The sequence below is a fragment of the Hydrogenobacter thermophilus TK-6 genome (assembly GCF_000010785.1).
Taxonomy (GTDB): domain Bacteria; phylum Aquificota; class Aquificia; order Aquificales; family Aquificaceae; genus Hydrogenobacter; species Hydrogenobacter thermophilus.
Genome location: NC_013799.1, coordinates 1,683,446 through 1,698,733, shown reverse-complemented (window position 1 = coordinate 1,698,733; position 15,288 = coordinate 1,683,446). Strand labels below are relative to the sequence as shown.

The following is a 15,288-nucleotide window of genomic DNA, read 5'->3' as shown; positions in this document are numbered from 1 at the left end:
TAAGCATTATACCTTACCTGACCATATGCTTTATTTTTTTGTAGCTCCTGTAAACTTTTAGCACATACTGGCTTTCTCCGTTAGCTTTTGAGCCTCTGTTGTAACAGTCTATTGCCAGACTCAGGTTATTCCCGTTGGCATCCATGCATCTTCTGAGAACCATAGCGCCAAAGTGTATGTTGTAGCAAGGATTTTTTATCCACTCCATGGGTATGCGATAGTAGTAAAGCCAGTAAGAGTTTATTTGCATAATACCGTAATCAACGCTTCCATTTCTGTTTATGTTGACAGCCTGAGGGTTGAAGTTGCTTTCCACTTTGGCTATGGAGACAAGCAAGTAAGGGTCCACATTATACCTCTTGCCTGCGTCAAAAAAGCACCCGTAAAAGGCAAAAGCCCAGCCAGAGAGGACTAATAAAACCAGAAGAGCCATAAGGCAGGTTATAATTATAAACTTCATTGGAAGGAGGTCAGGAATGTTTAAAGTGCTCATCACCGACCCCATATCGGATAAGGGGATTGAGCTACTCACCAGAGAGCCAGACATTGAAGTGGACAATCAGCCGGACATATCTTATGAGGAGCTTCTGGAGATAGTCAAAGATTACGATGCCATTATAACCAGAAGCAGAACACCTGTGACAGCAGAGCTCATAGACAGAGGGGAGCATCTTAAGGTCATAGGAAGGGCGGGGGTAGGAGTGGATAATGTGGACATTGAGAGAGCTTCTCTGCGTGGCATACTGGTGGTAAACACACCGGGTGCTAATACCATAGGAGCTACGGAACTCACCATAAGCCACATGCTAAATGTTTTAAGAAACGCTCACATAGCACATCAATCCATTTTGGAAGGCAGGTGGGACAGGAAGAAGTTTATGGGTAGGGAGCTTTATGGCAAAACCTTAGGCATAATAGGTTTGGGCAATATTGGGTCTCAAGTTGCCATAAGAGCAAAAGCCTTTGGTATGAAGGTCCTTGCTTACGACCCTTACATACCAAGAGAGAAAGCGGATAGATTGGGTGTAAAACTCCTGGACAGCCTCCACGAAATGCTAAGACAGGTGGACATGCTTACTATACACGCACCTCTCACGCACGAAACGAGAAACATGATAACCAGAAGAGAGTTTGAGATTATGAAAGACGGGGCAGTGCTTATCAACTGTGCAAGGGGTGGCATAGTAAATGAGGAAGACCTTCTGTGGGCTTTGGAGAGCGGTAAGCTCTCGGGAGTGGGTCTTGATGTGTTTTCTAAAGAGCCCCCTTCTATGGAATTTATTGAAAAACTAAAGAGGTTTCCCAATGTGTCTTTGAGTCCTCACATAGGAGCCAATACCTACGAGTCGCAGGAGAATGTGGCAGTTATAGTGGCACAGCAGGTTATAAAGGCTCTGAGGGGTCAGACCGTAGAGTATGTAGTAAACGCACCTTTTCCGGATATATCAGTGCTTACTCTCATAAAGCCTCACCTTGACCTGGCGGAAAAGATGGGTAGGTTTCTGGTTCAGTGGGCAGAGGAAGGTATAAGGGAGGTTCACATAGAGGTGAGGGGAGATATAGCGGAACACTTCCATCCTATATCTTCTGCGGTGCTTATGGGTATTCTTCGCCAGGTGGTGGATTTCCCCATAAATATAATAAACGCCTCTTATGTGGCAAGGGATAGAGGCATAAAGGTGGAGGAAGTAATGTCGCAGGATGTGGAAGATTTCAAGCATTATATAAAGGTAGTTGTGAGGTCAGACAGTTCCGAAAGAGTGGTGGCAGGGTCGGTGCTTGAGGGACATGTACCCAGAATATTCCGCATAGACAACTACAGGGTGGATGTAGAACCGGAGGGTATAATGCTCATCTTTGAAAACAAAGATGTGCCTGGGGTGATAGGAAAGGTGGGCTCCATACTGGGAGATGCCGGTGTTAACATAGCCGGCTTTAGACTTGGTAGGGAAAAGAGAGGCGGGATAGCTCTTGGCATACTGAACTTAGATGACCCAGTTCCCGAAGAGATACTTCATGAGCTTTCAAAACTTCCCGAGGTGCTATTTGTAAAACAGGTTATTGTATAACTGAAATTTTTTAGCAACTCTTGGTAAAATGTAGTCAAGTAATTACTTTAAGCGGTATAGGATGCTCTCAAGTAAAAGAGTTCTTACCATAAGAGTAGGCGGGAAGGAAAGAAAAAGAAAGGTAAGAACTTTACTTTTAGACCTTGCACACTTTAGAAACATGCTCATAATCCTTATCACAAAATACAAGGAGCTTTATGGAATGTATCCTCTCCATCAGTCCATTCTTTACGGTCTTGTTGCCAAAACTTACACAGGTAAATATAGACAAGAGTTTGAAAAGGTTTTAAAAAACATAGAGAGCAATCCTAAGCTGGGAGAACTACTTAAAAAACTCAAAACCCAGAAAGAAAGGATAGATAATCCTCACTATGTTCAATACGTCATTCGTCAAGTTATAAGAGACTTTAAGAGCTTTTTCAAAGCTGTTGAAAATTTTAGAGCCAATCCTGAGAGGTTCAAAGAAGCACCAAGACCACCAAAACCTAAGAAACTCAGATACCTGATGAACTTCTCAGTAGAAGGAAACGCTAACACTTTTAAGCAAGAAGGAGATAAACTAATAATCAAACTCAGAAACGGCAAATATCTTAAAGTCAAACTGCCTAAGGACTTCTCTCTTAGGGTTTCTTCGGTAAGGCTCAAGCTCTTCGGAAATGACCTTTATGTGGATTTAGTTTATGAGCAAGAAGTAGAAGCAAGAAATCCTGTAGGAGAATACACAGCAGGCATAGACATAGGACTTGACGAAATGTTGTCTTTGGTAAGTGAAAATCCCAATTTAAAAAGCTTTGTAATCTCAGGCAAGGAGATAAAGGCATTTAATCAGTGGTTTAACAAAGAAAGAGCTAAACTTAGGTCTCAGATGGATTGCTTAAAGAATGAGATAAAAAGGGGAGACTATAAAGACACAAAGAAGCTTGAGAGAAAGCTGAGAGAACTTGAGATAAAGGAGAAAGTATTATCTGCACACAGAAAAAGATGGCTTGATAACAACCTTCACAAGATAGCAAGGAAGCTATTGGACTTGCTTTACGAAACAGGGCATAAGGTCATTTACATAGGTAAGAATGCACTTGAAAGTAAAAATGGAGTAAACTTGGGAAAGAGGACTAATCAAAATTTTGTCTCTATACCCTTCAGGAGATTGGTAGAGCTAATCAAATACAAAGCACAGCAATACGGTATAGAAGTGGTTGAAGTAGATGAAAGTTATACCTCAAAGACTTCTCCTTTTGCAAATGTGATGGAAATTCAGAGAACTAAGAATAAAGAACTATGTTATGGGGAGAGGATGGGAAATCTTTTTAAAGACAAGGTTTTAAATAAAGTCTTTCATGCTGACTTGGTAGGTGCATTGAACATAATGAGAGTGGGAGCAAAGCTCCTGAGACTTAGCTTTTACGAAAATCTTAAGATTTTGTTTATTAAGCTTTGCAACCCCCTTAGATTAAAGTTGATTGATTTGTTTTACAAAGTATCCTCCGAGTCCTTATGGATAGGGGGTAGTAGGCAGGGAGTCTCAGTCCCTGCAGGGTGGATGGAAAAACTGGGTTAACTAAATACATTAGAAACTTAAAACCTAGTTTTTCCATACCTAAAAAGCTCAAACAGGAAATAAATCAGCACTGCAAAGCTTACACACAGAGCGCAGGCTATCACAAAACGAACCAGCTTACCCATGTGGTTATAATTTATTCTTGATGAGAAAAAAACCCGTCATGATTATAGACCTGGACAGATGTATAGGCTGTCTGTCTTGCGAAGTTGCTTGCAAACAGGAGAAGGGACTGGAGACTTTCAACATAAGACCTATGAAAGTGTTCAGAGTGGAAGGCTTGTCAGATACCGCAGATGCTTTTTTCCTTCCCATGAACTGTTTTCACTGTGAGCCTGCACCATGCGTTTTTGCATGCCCCACCTCCGCTATGAGAAAGAGGGATGACGGTATTGTATACCTTCAGGAGATGCTTTGCATAGGCTGTAAGGCATGTATAATAGCATGTCCATACGGAGCCATAACTTTTAATCCCAACACCATGAAGGTAGAAAAGTGCGATTACTGTTATAAAAGAGTGGATAATGGTTTACTACCTTCCTGTGTATCCAAGTGTGTAACCAACTGCCTTTACTTTGTTGAGGTGGATGAGGTGCCAAAGGATCGCCACAGGGCAAGCAGGACAAACTCTGACCTTCTTTCCAAGCTGTTTGATTGGAGAAGACCTATTCAGACATGCGCGTCAAGTTCAGAGTGAGTATATATAAAGACGGTAAGAAACTCAAAAAAGTGGACCTTGTTGGCAAAAAAGACCCCTTCTCCATAGGTCTCAGATACATACTGGAGTTTAAGTACTTGGAAGCCACCAAATGGCTCATGCTCTCAGAAGACTCTTACGAAAAGTATTTTCTGCTGGGACTTATAAACCAGGCTTTAGGTCAGGACCATCAGGCAAAGGAGTTTTTTCAAGAAGCTGAGAAACATCCTCCAAAAACTTCTTACACCTTTCAGATAGAACACCCGCAGAGTAGCAGTTTATAATAATACCAATGGAATATGTAAAAAATTCCACAAAGCTACTTCTTATAGTTCTTGACGGTTTGGGTGGTCTGCCGGTCAAGGATGGCAAAACAGAGCTGGAAATTGCCAAAACTCCTAACCTTGATAGGCTTGCAAAAATTTCCGCTCTTGGTATGCACATTCCTGTGGACTGGGGTATAACGCCTGGAAGCGGTCCGGGACATCTTGGTATATTTGGCTATGATCCTCTAAAGCATCAGATAGGCAGAGGTATCTTAGAGGCTCTTGGCTTGGGTCTTGAAGTTAAAGACACGGATATAGCCATAAGAGGCAACTACGCTACAGCTCAAGTGCAAGACGGAAAGCTTATTATAAAAGACAGAAGGGCAGGGAGAATATCTACAGAGGAGAACATAAGGATCACACAAAAGCTCTCTCGGGCTGTTGACAAGATAGGGGATGTAAAGGTGCTTTTATCGCCGGGGATGGAACACAGGCTGGCAGTGGTTTTGAGGTTTCCTTATACTCTTCCGGAAGGAAGCGACCAGATCCCCGATACAGACCCTCAAAGGGAGGGCTTGCCTCCCATAATACCTTACGGAAAAAACCAAAACTCAGAGATGGTGGCAAAGGTGGTAAGAGAGTTTTTATCTGTGGCGGAGGAGGTGCTAAAAGATGAGCCAAAGGCTAACTACCTGCTTCTCAGAGGTTTTTCTCAAAAACCTAAGATGGAAAGTTTTTCCGAAAGGTTTGGACTAAAAGCGTGTGCTATAGCCACTTATCCCATGTATAAAGGGCTTGCCAGCCTTGTGGGTATGGAAGTTTTGAAGTTTGAAGGAAACACCATAAAAGACCAGATAAAAGCTCTAAAAGATGCTTGGAAAGACTACGATTACTTTTTCTTTCATGTTAAAAAGACAGACTCTTACGGAGAGGATGGCAACTGGAAGGGAAAGGTGGAGGTGATAGAAGAGTTTGATAGTCTTCTGCCGGAGTTTTTGGAGCTAAATCCCCATGTGCTTGTCATAACAGGCGATCACTCAACACCTTCTGTGTTAAAGGGGCATTCTTGGCATCCTGTGCCTGTGCTTTTATACTCTCCCTATGTCTTAGGTGGCATATCTGACCGTTTTACCGAAAGAGAGTGCCTGAGGGGTGAGCTGGGAATCTTTCCTGCTGTGAAGATCATAAACCTTATGTTGGCACACTCTCTTAGGCTTGCCAAGTACGGTGCATAGCTATATTATTAAAATGGAGGTTTTTTATGAAAGCCAAAAGTATCAATTACATAGAGGACAAGGTTCTTGACGGAGAGAGGATAACTCAGGAAGAAGCCCTTCATCTTCTGGAAGAAGCTCATCTTACAACTCTGGGTTTTTTAGCCAACGAAGTAAGAAAGCGCTTTCATCCCGACGGTATAGTAACTTTTGTGATAGACAGAAATGTTAACTACACCAATGTGTGCGTGGCTGGGTGTAAGTTCTGCGCCTTTCAAAGAAAGGTGGGTTCTCCAGAGGGCTATGTGCTTGATACCCAAGAGGTGCTAAAGAAGGTGGAGGAGCTAATCCAGTGGGGTGGTACCACCCTTCTCATGCAGGGAGGATTAAACCCTGACCTTCCTTTGAGTTATTACGAAAGGCTTATTTATTCCATAAAGGAGCGCTTCCCACAGGTGCAGGTCCATTCTTTTTCCGCTCCCGAGATAGTATATCTGGCAAAAATAGAAAAGCTAAGCATAAGGGAAGTGCTAAAGAGACTCAAAGAGGCGGGGCTTGATTCTTTACCCGGTGGTGGTGCAGAAGTGCTGTCTTCGGAGGTGAGAAGCTTCTTAAGCCCAGGCAAATGCACGGTTGATGAGTGGGAGCAGGTGCATAGAACGGCTCACGAGCTTGGCATGACCTCCACCGCTACTATGATGTTTGGGCATGTAGAAAAACCTCATCACATAATCGAACACTTAGAGAGAGTGAGACGCCTTCAGGACGAGACGGGAGGCTTTACAGCCTTTATACCCTGGACCTTCAAAAGGGGAAACACTCAGCTTGACCACATAGAGGAAGCTTCCACTCTTTACTACCTTAAGGTGCTTGCCCTCTCAAGAATATACCTTGACAACTTTAAAAACATCCAAAGCTCCCATGTAACGCAGACCATGCAGGTAGGCACTGTGGGACTTCACTTTGGTGCCAATGATATGGGAAGTGTTATGATAGAAGAGAATGTTATATCTTCCACATCTTACAAGGTGAACATACCCAAAGTGGAAGACATGGTAGAAGCCATAAGAAGTGCCGGCTTTGTACCAGCGCAGAGGGACACTTACTATAGAGTGATCAGGACCTTTGAGTGAGCTTTTTTGTATTCACGGTTGGGGATTTTCTTCAAAGGTGTTTGAAAACTTAAACTGCCACGGGATAGACCTTCCCGCTCACGGAAAGTCAAAGCTAACATACAAAAACTTTGAGAGTTTGGCTTGTGATGTGGCTATGAGAATTTCAAAGCCTTCTGTCCTTTTGGGCTGGTCCATGGGAGGCAGTTTAGCTATCCTTATAGCTCTGAAGTTTCCCAGCAAAGTCAAAGGACTTATCCTAATTGGCACAACGCCTCACTTTCTATCCTCTTGGAGTGAAAAGAATGTGAGAGCTTTTCTTATCAGACTAAGAAGAGAGGGGGAGGAGTTTCTGAGATATTTCAGAAAGCTTGCTTACCCTTTTGCCTTTGAGGACAGTATAAACCTTAGCGTGGCTTACAGGATGCTGGAGGACTATGTAAAGCTTGACCTTACTAAGCTTTTACCTTACATCACGCAGAGGACTGTGATAGTGCAAGGTATAGATGATGAGATAGTCCCCTTCATATCTGGACTAACCCTTTACAATCTCATAAAAAGGTCTAAATTTATCACCTTCCAAGGAGGACACTTTCCTAAAAGGTATGAGCGTTTTATCCCTGAGATTCTCAAGGGCTTTTGAGACATACGAAGAGTGGGCTCTGCCTCAGAGAAAGAGCGCGGATCTTCTTCTTAGCATGAAAAGAGTAGAAGGGCTTTCTCTTGATGTGGGTTGCGGTACAGGGTTTGCCAGCAGGGGTCTTAAAAAAGTGGTGGGTGTGGACATATCAAAGGGTATGGCAAAGATATACAAAGATAGGTTTGGTAAGGTGCTTTTGGCAAATGCCGAGGCTCTTCCCTTCCAAGACAAGCAGTTTCATCTGGTAATTAGCAACTTCTCCCTCCACTGGACTAACTTAAAAAAGAGTATTCCAGAGATGGTAAGAGTTTGCAGAGGGCAGATGCTTATAGCTCTCCCTGTTGAAGGAAGTTTAAAAGAGCTTGGCTTTCCCTTCCCATCGGAGAGTGCTGTTCTTAACCTTGTAAAGTCAGAAGGTGTCAAAGTATTAGAGAGCTTCATGCAAAAGCTTGAAATACCTTTTAAGGGCTGGGACCTTCTTAGGTTTTTCCACTATACAGGCACATCCTTCAATCCTTCAAAAGAAGGTGTTATAATGTCAAGAAAGAAAATAGAAGATATGATATCGCATATTGACACGCCACTCTTTAGTGTGTTATTCTTGTCCTGTGAGGTAAAAGCATGAGGAGGTTAAAAATGCTTCTCGTACCATCCTTGGTATTGCTATCCTTTCTTCTCTTTGCTGGCTGTAAGGCTCAGAAGGTTCAAGCAGAAACTCAGCGCACAGATACTGCGCCTCTTGTAAAAAGCAATGTGCTGTCCGAGCTTGAGAATGAGCTGACTCAGATAGTGGATAAGGTGTCTCCTTCCGTTGTCACCATCTTTGCAACTCAAGAGGTTCAGATGCAAAACCCCTTTGGTGAGGATTTTCCCTTTCCTTTCCCCTTCCAGATGCCACCGCAGGAGAGAAGGTCCTTAGGTTCGGGTGTCATCATAGAGTATAAAAATGACAAATTTTACATCCTTACCAACAACCATGTGGTGCAGAATGCAAAAGCCATAAAGGTGAGGTTTGACGAGCACACGGAAAAGAGAGGGAGAATAGTGGGGACAGACCCCAAGACGGACATAGCAGTGGTTGAAGTTGATGCAAAGGATATAAAGGATCCTCAGCAAAGGGTAGCAAGGCTGGGAGACTCTGACAAGCTCAAAGTGGGACAGATCGTCATAGCTATAGGCAATCCCTACGGGCTTGAAAGGACTGTCACTATGGGTGTCATATCAGCCCTCAAAAGGTCCATAGGTGTTACGCAGTATGAGAGCTTCATCCAGACGGATGCACCTATAAACCCCGGAAACTCCGGAGGACCGCTTGTGAACATATGGGGCGAGGTGATAGGTATAAATACTGCCATAGTTGCTGAAGGTCAAGGGCTTGGCTTTGCCATACCTATAAATTTAGCCAAGTGGGTAGCGGACCAGCTTATAGTTAAAGGAAAAGTCACAAGAGGTTGGCTCGGCGTAATCATACAGGAAGTGACGCCAGATATGGCGGAAACTGTAGGTGTTAAAGAGGGTGTAATAATAGCTCAGGTGATGCCGTCAAGCCCTGCAGAAAAGGCTGGGCTAAAGGTGGGAGACATAATCATAGCGGTGAACAACGAGAAAGTCAGCAGTGTAAGGGACCTTCAGCTCAGAGTCATGAAAACACCCCCAGGAAATGAGCTTACGCTAACCATAGTAAGGGACGGAAAGAAGGAGAACATAAAGGTCAAGGTGGAAGCAATGCCTGAAGAGACAAAGGTATCTCAGGTAGGACCTCAAGCTCAGGATGTGGGATTAATCCTTAGAGACCTCACACCTGACGAAGAGAGGCGCTTAGGTGTAAAGGGGGTGTATGTAAGTGGCGTAGTACCGGGAAGCTTAGCTTATCAAAGTGGGATAAGACCCGGAGACATAATAATGGGTATTAATAACAGAGCGGTTACATCAAGGTCTGAGCTCATACAGGCTATAGACGGTGCCAGAAAAGCTGGAAGGGATAAAGTATTGCTTCTCATAAGGAGAGGAGACACAAACCTATACATAGTGTTGAATTTGAGGTAAGGTTATGATACCTGACACGGAACAGGAGCTTATAAATCAGTATCTTAAGAAGGTTGCCAAGATACCTCTCCTGACACCCGAAGAGGAAAAGGAGGTAGCCAGAAGGGCTAAAGAGGGTGATCAGGAAGCCTTTAGAAAGCTGGTAGAATCTAACCTAAGGTTTGTTATAAACATAGCTAAGCAGTACTTAGGTTATGGGCTTCCCCTCTCTGAGCTTATAGCCGCAGGGAATCACGGTCTTATTGAAGCCGCAAAGAGGTTCGATCCCGATAGGGGTGTAAAGTTCATATCCTATGCTGTATGGTGGATAAGGCAGGCTATCATGCAAGCACTCTCTCAACAGACAGGTGCGGTAAGAATCCCTCTTAAACAAGCACATGTTATAAACAGGATAGGTAGCATATACAGCAGGCTTTTCAGGGAGCTGGAGAGAGAGCCAACGCCAGAAGAGGTTGCTATAGAATATTCAAAGGAAATCTTATCCAGGGAGCTTGAAAGGGAGCTTGGGAGGAAACCCACAAAAGACGAGGTGGAGCAGAGATTCAAGAAGGAGGGTTTTAAAATAAGCCCAGAAGAGGTGGAAAAGTGCCTTCAAGTGTGCCGCATTCCTCTATCCTTGGATGCGCCGGTGGGTGAGAACGAGGACACCTTTTTCGTTGACTTTTTGAGCCAGCACGGAACTGCAGATGTGGAAGAGAGAATCATCAACGAAGTGCTTGAAAAAGAGATAGGGGACATGCTGGACAGGTTGCCAGAGAAGGAGAGGAGAGTTATAGAGCTCCGTTTTGGACTCCGAGGTGAGGAGCCAAGGACCCTCAGGGAGATTGGAGACATACTCAACATATCCAGAGAAAGGGTAAGACAGCTGGAAACAAGGGCTTTGAGAAAACTTAGAAACATGGCTATGAAAAGACATCTCAAAGACTTTCTCAGCTGATGGTACCATCCGTAATTCTTGTGGATAAACCCAAAGGCTTGACTTCCTTCAGTGTGGTGGAAGGTATAAAGAAGAAGTTTAAAGTGAAGGTAGGACACACTGGCACTTTAGACCCCTTGGCTACGGGGCTTTTGATACTTCTGATAAACGAAGCTACGAGATACGCAGAGTTTTTCCTCAAGCTTCCCAAAGAGTACATAACCACAGTGAAGTTTGGTGAGATAACAGATACTTACGATGCGGAGGGTAAAGTTGTTGAAAAGAGAGAGATAAAAGTCTCTTGCCAAGATGTAAAAAAGGTTCTGCAAAGCTTTTTGGGAAGGATTCTTCAGCTACCTCCTCCTCACTCCGCCAAGAGGATAGAAGGTAAAAGGGCTTATAAACTTGCAAGGAAGGGCTTGCATGTGTCTCTGAAGCCAGTGGAGGTGTCAGTTTACAAAGCAGAGCTTGTAGATTGTGAAATGCCATACGCCAAGTTTGTATTCTGCGTGTCCGCAGGCACATACATAAGGAGCTTAGTTCATGATATTGGATTGGCGCTTGGGTGTGGAGCTTATGTGGAGGAGCTGAGGAGAACAAAGATAGGGCAGTTTGATGTGCAAAGGGCAATAACCTACGAGAGACTGATGTGTCTGGATGACCTTTACGGTGTGTCCGTGCCTGTGTGGGAAGCTCTTGACTTTATACCGGCTATTGATCTTGATGCCAAAAGTGCCAAAACTATAAAAAACGGTCTGTTTTTATACTTGCCTTCTTGCCTTGAAGAAGAGACCTTCGTGAGATTATACGAGGGTAAAGAATTTATAGGTATTGGCGTGATAAAAGGCAATAGATTGAAGGCTTACAGGCTACTTCCTCAAACTTGAGCTTTAAGCTTTTCATCTATGTCATGCTGTATGAGTGCTTCTATGATCTCGTCCAGCTTTCCTTCCAGCACATCATGAAGCTTATAAAGGGTTAGGTTTATTCTGTGGTCTGTGACTCTACCTTGGGGAAAGTTGTAAGTCCTTATCTTTTCGCTCCTCTCGCCTGTGCCTACCTGCATCTTTCTTTCCTTGGCTATCTCTTCTTCCTTTTGCCTTTCGTAAAAGTCCTTTAGTCTGGCATAGAGTATCTTCAGAGCTTTCTGCTTGTTCTGAAACTGTGACCTCTCGTCCTGACACGCTACGCTTATACCCGTAGGTATGTGAGTGACCCTCACCGCAGTTTCAGTTGTATTCACATACTGTCCACCAGCACCGCTGGCTCTGAAGGTTTCTATCTTAAGGTCCTGTGGATTTATCTCAAGTTCCGTCTCGTCCACCTCTGGAAGAACCGCCACAGTTGCAGTGGATGTGTGTATTCTTCCACCAGATTCAGTACGAGGGATTCTTTGTACTCTGTGTACACCGCTTTCGTACTTGAGTCTTGAGTAGGCTCCCACACCCTCTATAAGCGCTATCACTTCTTTGTATCCACCTAAGCCTGTCCTGTTGGCGCTGAGTATGCTAAACTTCCAGCCTCTCTCCTCGGCGTACTTCTGGTACATATTCAAAAGGTCAGCTACAAAGAGGGCAGCCTCTTCGCCTCCTACACCCGCCCTTATCTCAAGGATCACGTTCCTTGAGTCTCTCTCGTCTTTTGGAAGCATAAGGATTTTTAGCTCTTTTTCTATCCGCTCCTCCTCTCTTTTAAGCCTCTTTATCTCCTCTTTGGCAAGCTCCTCAAACTCTCTGGACTTTAAAAGCTCCTGGGCTTCCTTTATGTCCTTCTGCACCTTTTTATAACGCCTGTATAAGTCTACAACCTCCCCTATGTCTTTGAGGTCTTTGCTTAGCTTGGCAAACTGCGCTCTGTCCCTTATAACATCCTGAGAGCTCAGCCGGTTTTGGATCTCCTCGTACCTCTTTTCTATAGCCTCCAGCTTCTCTTCCAACTGCGCAGGGAGCATCACTCCTCTTTGGCACTTCCTGCCATTTCAAGGTAAAAGGGCTTTATTCTAAGCTTGCCTGTGTAAAAGGGATGACACAGATTGCACGCCTCAAGATGCACAGTACCGCCCTTGGTGGAAAGTAAAGTAAAGGTGTTTCCGCAACCGCACACAAAGGTAGTTGGTTTTAGCTCCGGATGAATACCCTTCTTCATCTTTAAACCTCCGTAAATCTACTAATATATATCAAATCCTTCAGTCTTTCAATGGCTTTACCCACCGCCTGCAGATTGGTTCCACCACCTTGAGCCAGGTCTTCCCTTCCTCCTCCACCACCACCCAAAACTTTGCCCACCTCCTTTATCATCTCCTTGGCAGAGAGCTTTGGTACAAGGTTCTTAGACAGAGCCAGCAGCGTGGAAAGCCTCTCGCCTTTTTTGGTTATAAAAAACACCACGCAGTTTTCAGATGAGCTTCTTATCCTGTCTGCAGTATTTCTGAGGTCTTCTGTGTCTATATCTTCAAAAAATCCCCAATAGAGCCTTATGCCGTTTATTAGCTCCTCTTTTAACTGCTTTTGCACCATCTGCTCCAGGAGCAGTTCTTTTAGTCTCGCAACTTCCTTTTCCTTTTCCTTTAACTGTCTTTCAAGTCTCTGTATAGCATCGGGGATATCTTCCTGCTTTACTCCCAGGCTAATGCTAAGTTCCTGAAGCATTCTGTGCTCTCTAAAGGCATCTTCTACAGCCCACCTTCCAGTTTTTGCCACTATCCTCCTTACTCCAGCACCTACCGAAGACTCAGATACTATTTTGAAGTATCCTATGTCCCCAGTCCTTCTTACATGAGTTCCACCGCACAGCTCCTTTGACACCTCACCTACCGTTATGACCCTGACTCTATCCGAATACTTCTCCTCAAAGATGGCTATGGCACCCTCTTTTATTGCCTTGGTATAATCCGTCTCTTCTACACTCACCTCGTAGTTCTGGCGTATGTGCTCATTCACCAGCTCTTCTATTCTTGAGAGCCTATCCCAGTCAAGAGCTTCATAGTGAGTAAAGTCAAAGCGAAGATACTGGTCACTCACCAGAGAACCGGCTTGACGCACATGATCTCCAAGCACATGCCTTAAAACAGCGTGAAGCAGATGCGTTGCGGTATGATTCCTCCTTATGTCTTCCCTCCTTTCTCTGTCTATGATGGCATGCACCTGGTCCATAACTTTTAGACTGCCTTTTATGAGCTTTCCTATGTGAGTTATTACGCCCTCCACAGGTGATTGGGTGTCCTCTACCATAAAGTAAGCCCCCTCTCCTCTTATAAAGCCTTTATCGCCCACCTGTCCTCCCCTTTCCGCATAGAAGGGAGTTTTTTCCAGCACCAGCTCGCCTTCCTCACCTTCTTTGAGCTCTGACACCATCTGCCCGTCTTTTATGATGGCTATCACCTTTGTTTCTGCCTGATACTGGTCGTATCCCACAAACTGGGAAGTTTTTCCCAGCTCTTTAAGGTGCGCATAAATGGGTTTTACCTCTTTGGAGGTAATTTTGAAGTGTTTTCTTGCCTTTTCTCTTTGAAGTTCCATCTGTTCTTCAAAGCCTTTCATATCCACATAAAGCCCTTTCTCTCTTGCTATATCCTCCAGCATGTCCAGAGGAAAGCCGTAAGTGTCATAAAGGGTAAATACCTGAGCCCCGCTTATAGAGCTTCTGCCTTCCTCAAGCGTCTTATGAATAATCTCTTCCACTACAGGCATGGCGTTTTTCAAGGTGTTTATAAACTTCTCCTCTTCACCTTTTACTACGCTTTTTACAAAGCCTATGCTGGTTTCCAGCTCTGGATAAGCCCTCTTCATAATGTCTACCACCAGGTCAATGCCTCTGTAAAGAAATGGCTCTTGCACACCGAGTTTGTATGCGTACCTTAAAGCCCTTCTTAAGATCCTTCTTATAACATACCCTCTTCCCACATTGGAGGGAAGAACACCATCGCTTATGGCAAAGGTGATGGCTCTTAGATGGTCCGCTATAACTCTCAAGGCTACATCCACTTCAAAGCTCTCGCCGTATCTTTTTTGGGATAACTCCTCGCCAAAGGCTACAAGAGGTCTTATGATGTCTATCTCGTAGTTGGTTTTTGTTTTTTGAAGCACACTGGCTATACGCTCAAGTCCCATACCTGTGTCTATGTTGGGCTTTGGAAGTGGGGTGAGATTTCCCTTTTCATCCCTGTTATACTGCATAAACACCAGGTTCCACACTTCCAAGTATCTTTCTCCTTCTTCACCTTCACCTTTGTCAAAGTGTATCTCCGAAGAGGGACCGCACGGTCCTGTATCTCCCATCTGCCAGAAATTATCCTCCTCACCCCTTTTCCATATGCGACCCTCTTCAAGCCCTATATCATCTCTCCATATGCGATAAGTTTCTTCGTCCTCTTCAAAAACTGTTATGTAAAGCTTATCCTCAGGAAGCTTAAGATACTGAGTTATAAATTCCCATGCGTACTCTATGGCCTGTTTTTTAAAGTAATCTCCAAAAGAGAAGTTGCCAAGCATCTCAAAAAAGGTGTGATGCCTTGATGTGTATCCCACGCTCTCAAGGTCGTTGTGCTTACCCGAAACCCTCAGACACTTCTGACAGGATACAGCCCTTGTGTAAGGTCTTTTCTCTATACCCAGGAAAACATTTTTGAAGGGCACCATACCTGCATTTACAAAGAGCAAAGTAGGGTCGGACTCTGGCACCAGCGGAGCGCTTCTTACTCGCACATGTCCCTTCTTTTCAAAAAAGCTCAAAAACAGCTCTCTTATCTCGTCGGTGGAAAACATGGCTATA

At 44.2% G+C, this 15,288-nt stretch carries 15 protein-coding genes; 11 read left to right on the top strand and 4 right to left on the bottom strand.

Annotated elements, in window-relative coordinates:
• Window positions 1–13: 13 nt before the first annotated feature.
• Window positions 14–433 carry a lytic transglycosylase domain-containing protein gene (locus HTH_RS09365; protein WP_232500436.1) on the bottom strand — a complete coding sequence of 140 codons (420 nt, stop codon included), beginning with the start codon at window positions 431–433 and terminating at the stop codon, window positions 14–16.
• A gap of 43 nt (window positions 434–476) precedes the next feature.
• Between HTH_RS09365 and serA the strand changes: the two genes are divergently transcribed.
• The 11 genes from serA (at window position 477) to truB (ending at window position 11,405) form a co-directional block, all read left to right on the top strand.
• On the top strand, window positions 477–2,069 hold the full coding sequence (gene serA / locus HTH_RS09360; RefSeq protein ID WP_012964490.1) for a phosphoglycerate dehydrogenase: 1,593 nt from the start codon (window positions 477–479) through the stop codon (window positions 2,067–2,069).
• A gap of 61 nt (window positions 2,070–2,130) precedes the next feature.
• Complete coding sequence (locus tag HTH_RS09355; RefSeq protein WP_012964489.1) at window positions 2,131–3,627, top strand: RNA-guided endonuclease InsQ/TnpB family protein; 1,497 nt, start codon at window positions 2,131–2,133, stop codon at window positions 3,625–3,627.
• 145 nt (window positions 3,628–3,772) lie between these two features.
• Window positions 3,773–4,324, top strand: coding sequence for a 4Fe-4S dicluster domain-containing protein (locus HTH_RS09350; protein ID WP_012964487.1), 552 nt, complete (start codon window positions 3,773–3,775; stop codon window positions 4,322–4,324).
• Window positions 4,303–4,608: a hypothetical protein gene (locus HTH_RS09345; protein WP_012964486.1), complete on the top strand. Its 306-nt coding sequence runs from the start codon at window positions 4,303–4,305 to the stop codon at window positions 4,606–4,608. Before HTH_RS09350 ends, HTH_RS09345 begins: the two co-directional genes overlap by 22 nt.
• 8 nt (window positions 4,609–4,616) lie before the next feature.
• A complete protein-coding gene (locus HTH_RS09340; RefSeq protein ID WP_012964485.1) occupies window positions 4,617–5,825 on the top strand; it encodes a 2,3-bisphosphoglycerate-independent phosphoglycerate mutase in 1,209 nt (402 codons plus the stop codon).
• A gap of 26 nt (window positions 5,826–5,851) precedes the next feature.
• Window positions 5,852–6,937, top strand: a complete 1,086-nt coding sequence (gene mqnC, locus HTH_RS09335; RefSeq protein WP_012964484.1) for a cyclic dehypoxanthinyl futalosine synthase — start codon at window positions 5,852–5,854, stop codon at window positions 6,935–6,937.
• A complete protein-coding gene (locus HTH_RS09330; RefSeq protein WP_012964483.1) occupies window positions 6,930–7,559 on the top strand; it encodes an alpha/beta fold hydrolase in 630 nt (209 codons plus the stop codon). Before mqnC ends, HTH_RS09330 begins: the two co-directional genes overlap by 8 nt.
• Window positions 7,522–8,181: a methyltransferase domain-containing protein gene (locus tag HTH_RS09325; protein ID WP_012964482.1), complete on the top strand. Its 660-nt coding sequence runs from the start codon at window positions 7,522–7,524 to the stop codon at window positions 8,179–8,181. Before HTH_RS09330 ends, HTH_RS09325 begins: the two co-directional genes overlap by 38 nt.
• Window positions 8,178–9,602 (top strand): Do family serine endopeptidase, encoded by a 1,425-nt coding sequence (locus HTH_RS09320; RefSeq protein WP_012964481.1) that lies wholly within the window; start codon window positions 8,178–8,180, stop codon window positions 9,600–9,602. The genes HTH_RS09325 and HTH_RS09320 overlap by 4 nt, the downstream gene beginning before the upstream one ends.
• 4 nt (window positions 9,603–9,606) lie before the next feature.
• Window positions 9,607–10,539, top strand: a complete 933-nt coding sequence (locus HTH_RS09315; RefSeq protein ID WP_012964480.1) for a sigma-70 family RNA polymerase sigma factor — start codon at window positions 9,607–9,609, stop codon at window positions 10,537–10,539.
• On the top strand, window positions 10,539–11,405 hold the full coding sequence (gene truB / locus HTH_RS09310) for a tRNA pseudouridine(55) synthase TruB (RefSeq protein WP_012964479.1): 867 nt from the start codon (window positions 10,539–10,541) through the stop codon (window positions 11,403–11,405). The genes HTH_RS09315 and truB overlap by 1 nt, the downstream gene beginning before the upstream one ends.
• Here the strand turns inward: truB and prfA are convergent.
• From prfA to alaS, 3 genes are read right to left on the bottom strand one after another with little or no spacing between them, the layout of a single operon-like run.
• A complete protein-coding gene (prfA, locus tag HTH_RS09305; protein ID WP_012964478.1) occupies window positions 11,396–12,469 on the bottom strand; it encodes a peptide chain release factor 1 in 1,074 nt (357 codons plus the stop codon). The two genes, truB and prfA, sit on opposite strands and share 10 nt — an antisense overlap.
• Window positions 12,469–12,663 carry a 50S ribosomal protein L31 gene (gene rpmE / locus HTH_RS09300; RefSeq protein ID WP_012964477.1) on the bottom strand — a complete coding sequence of 65 codons (195 nt, stop codon included), beginning with the start codon at window positions 12,661–12,663 and terminating at the stop codon, window positions 12,469–12,471. Before rpmE ends, prfA begins: the two co-directional genes overlap by 1 nt.
• A gap of 2 nt (window positions 12,664–12,665) precedes the next feature.
• Window positions 12,666–15,281, bottom strand: coding sequence for an alanine--tRNA ligase (gene alaS, locus HTH_RS09295; protein ID WP_012964476.1), 2,616 nt, complete (start codon window positions 15,279–15,281; stop codon window positions 12,666–12,668).
• Window positions 15,282–15,288 lie beyond the last annotated feature (7 nt).

Coding starts and splice junctions, on each gene's coding strand:
- serA (WP_012964490.1), top strand. CDS start 477: ATGTTTAAAGTGCTCATCACCGACCCCATATCGGATAAGGGGATTGAG.
- HTH_RS09350 (WP_012964487.1), top strand. CDS start 3,773: ATGAGAAAAAAACCCGTCATGATTATAGACCTGGACAGATGTATAGGC.
- alaS (WP_012964476.1), bottom strand. CDS start 15,281: ATGTTTTCCACCGACGAGATAAGAGAGCTGTTTTTGAGCTTTTTTGAA.
- HTH_RS09340 (WP_012964485.1), top strand. CDS start 4,617: ATGGAATATGTAAAAAATTCCACAAAGCTACTTCTTATAGTTCTTGAC.
- prfA (WP_012964478.1), bottom strand. CDS start 12,469: ATGCTCCCTGCGCAGTTGGAAGAGAAGCTGGAGGCTATAGAAAAGAGG.
- HTH_RS09325 (WP_012964482.1), top strand. CDS start 7,522: ATGAGCGTTTTATCCCTGAGATTCTCAAGGGCTTTTGAGACATACGAA.
- HTH_RS09320 (WP_012964481.1), top strand. CDS start 8,178: ATGAGGAGGTTAAAAATGCTTCTCGTACCATCCTTGGTATTGCTATCC.
- HTH_RS09365 (WP_232500436.1), bottom strand. CDS start 433: ATGGCTCTTCTGGTTTTATTAGTCCTCTCTGGCTGGGCTTTTGCCTTT.
- HTH_RS09355 (WP_012964489.1), top strand. CDS start 2,131: ATGCTCTCAAGTAAAAGAGTTCTTACCATAAGAGTAGGCGGGAAGGAA.
- rpmE (WP_012964477.1), bottom strand. CDS start 12,663: ATGAAGAAGGGTATTCATCCGGAGCTAAAACCAACTACCTTTGTGTGC.
- HTH_RS09345 (WP_012964486.1), top strand. CDS start 4,303: ATGCGCGTCAAGTTCAGAGTGAGTATATATAAAGACGGTAAGAAACTC.
- mqnC (WP_012964484.1), top strand. CDS start 5,852: ATGAAAGCCAAAAGTATCAATTACATAGAGGACAAGGTTCTTGACGGA.
- HTH_RS09315 (WP_012964480.1), top strand. CDS start 9,607: ATGATACCTGACACGGAACAGGAGCTTATAAATCAGTATCTTAAGAAG.
- truB (WP_012964479.1), top strand. CDS start 10,539: ATGGTACCATCCGTAATTCTTGTGGATAAACCCAAAGGCTTGACTTCC.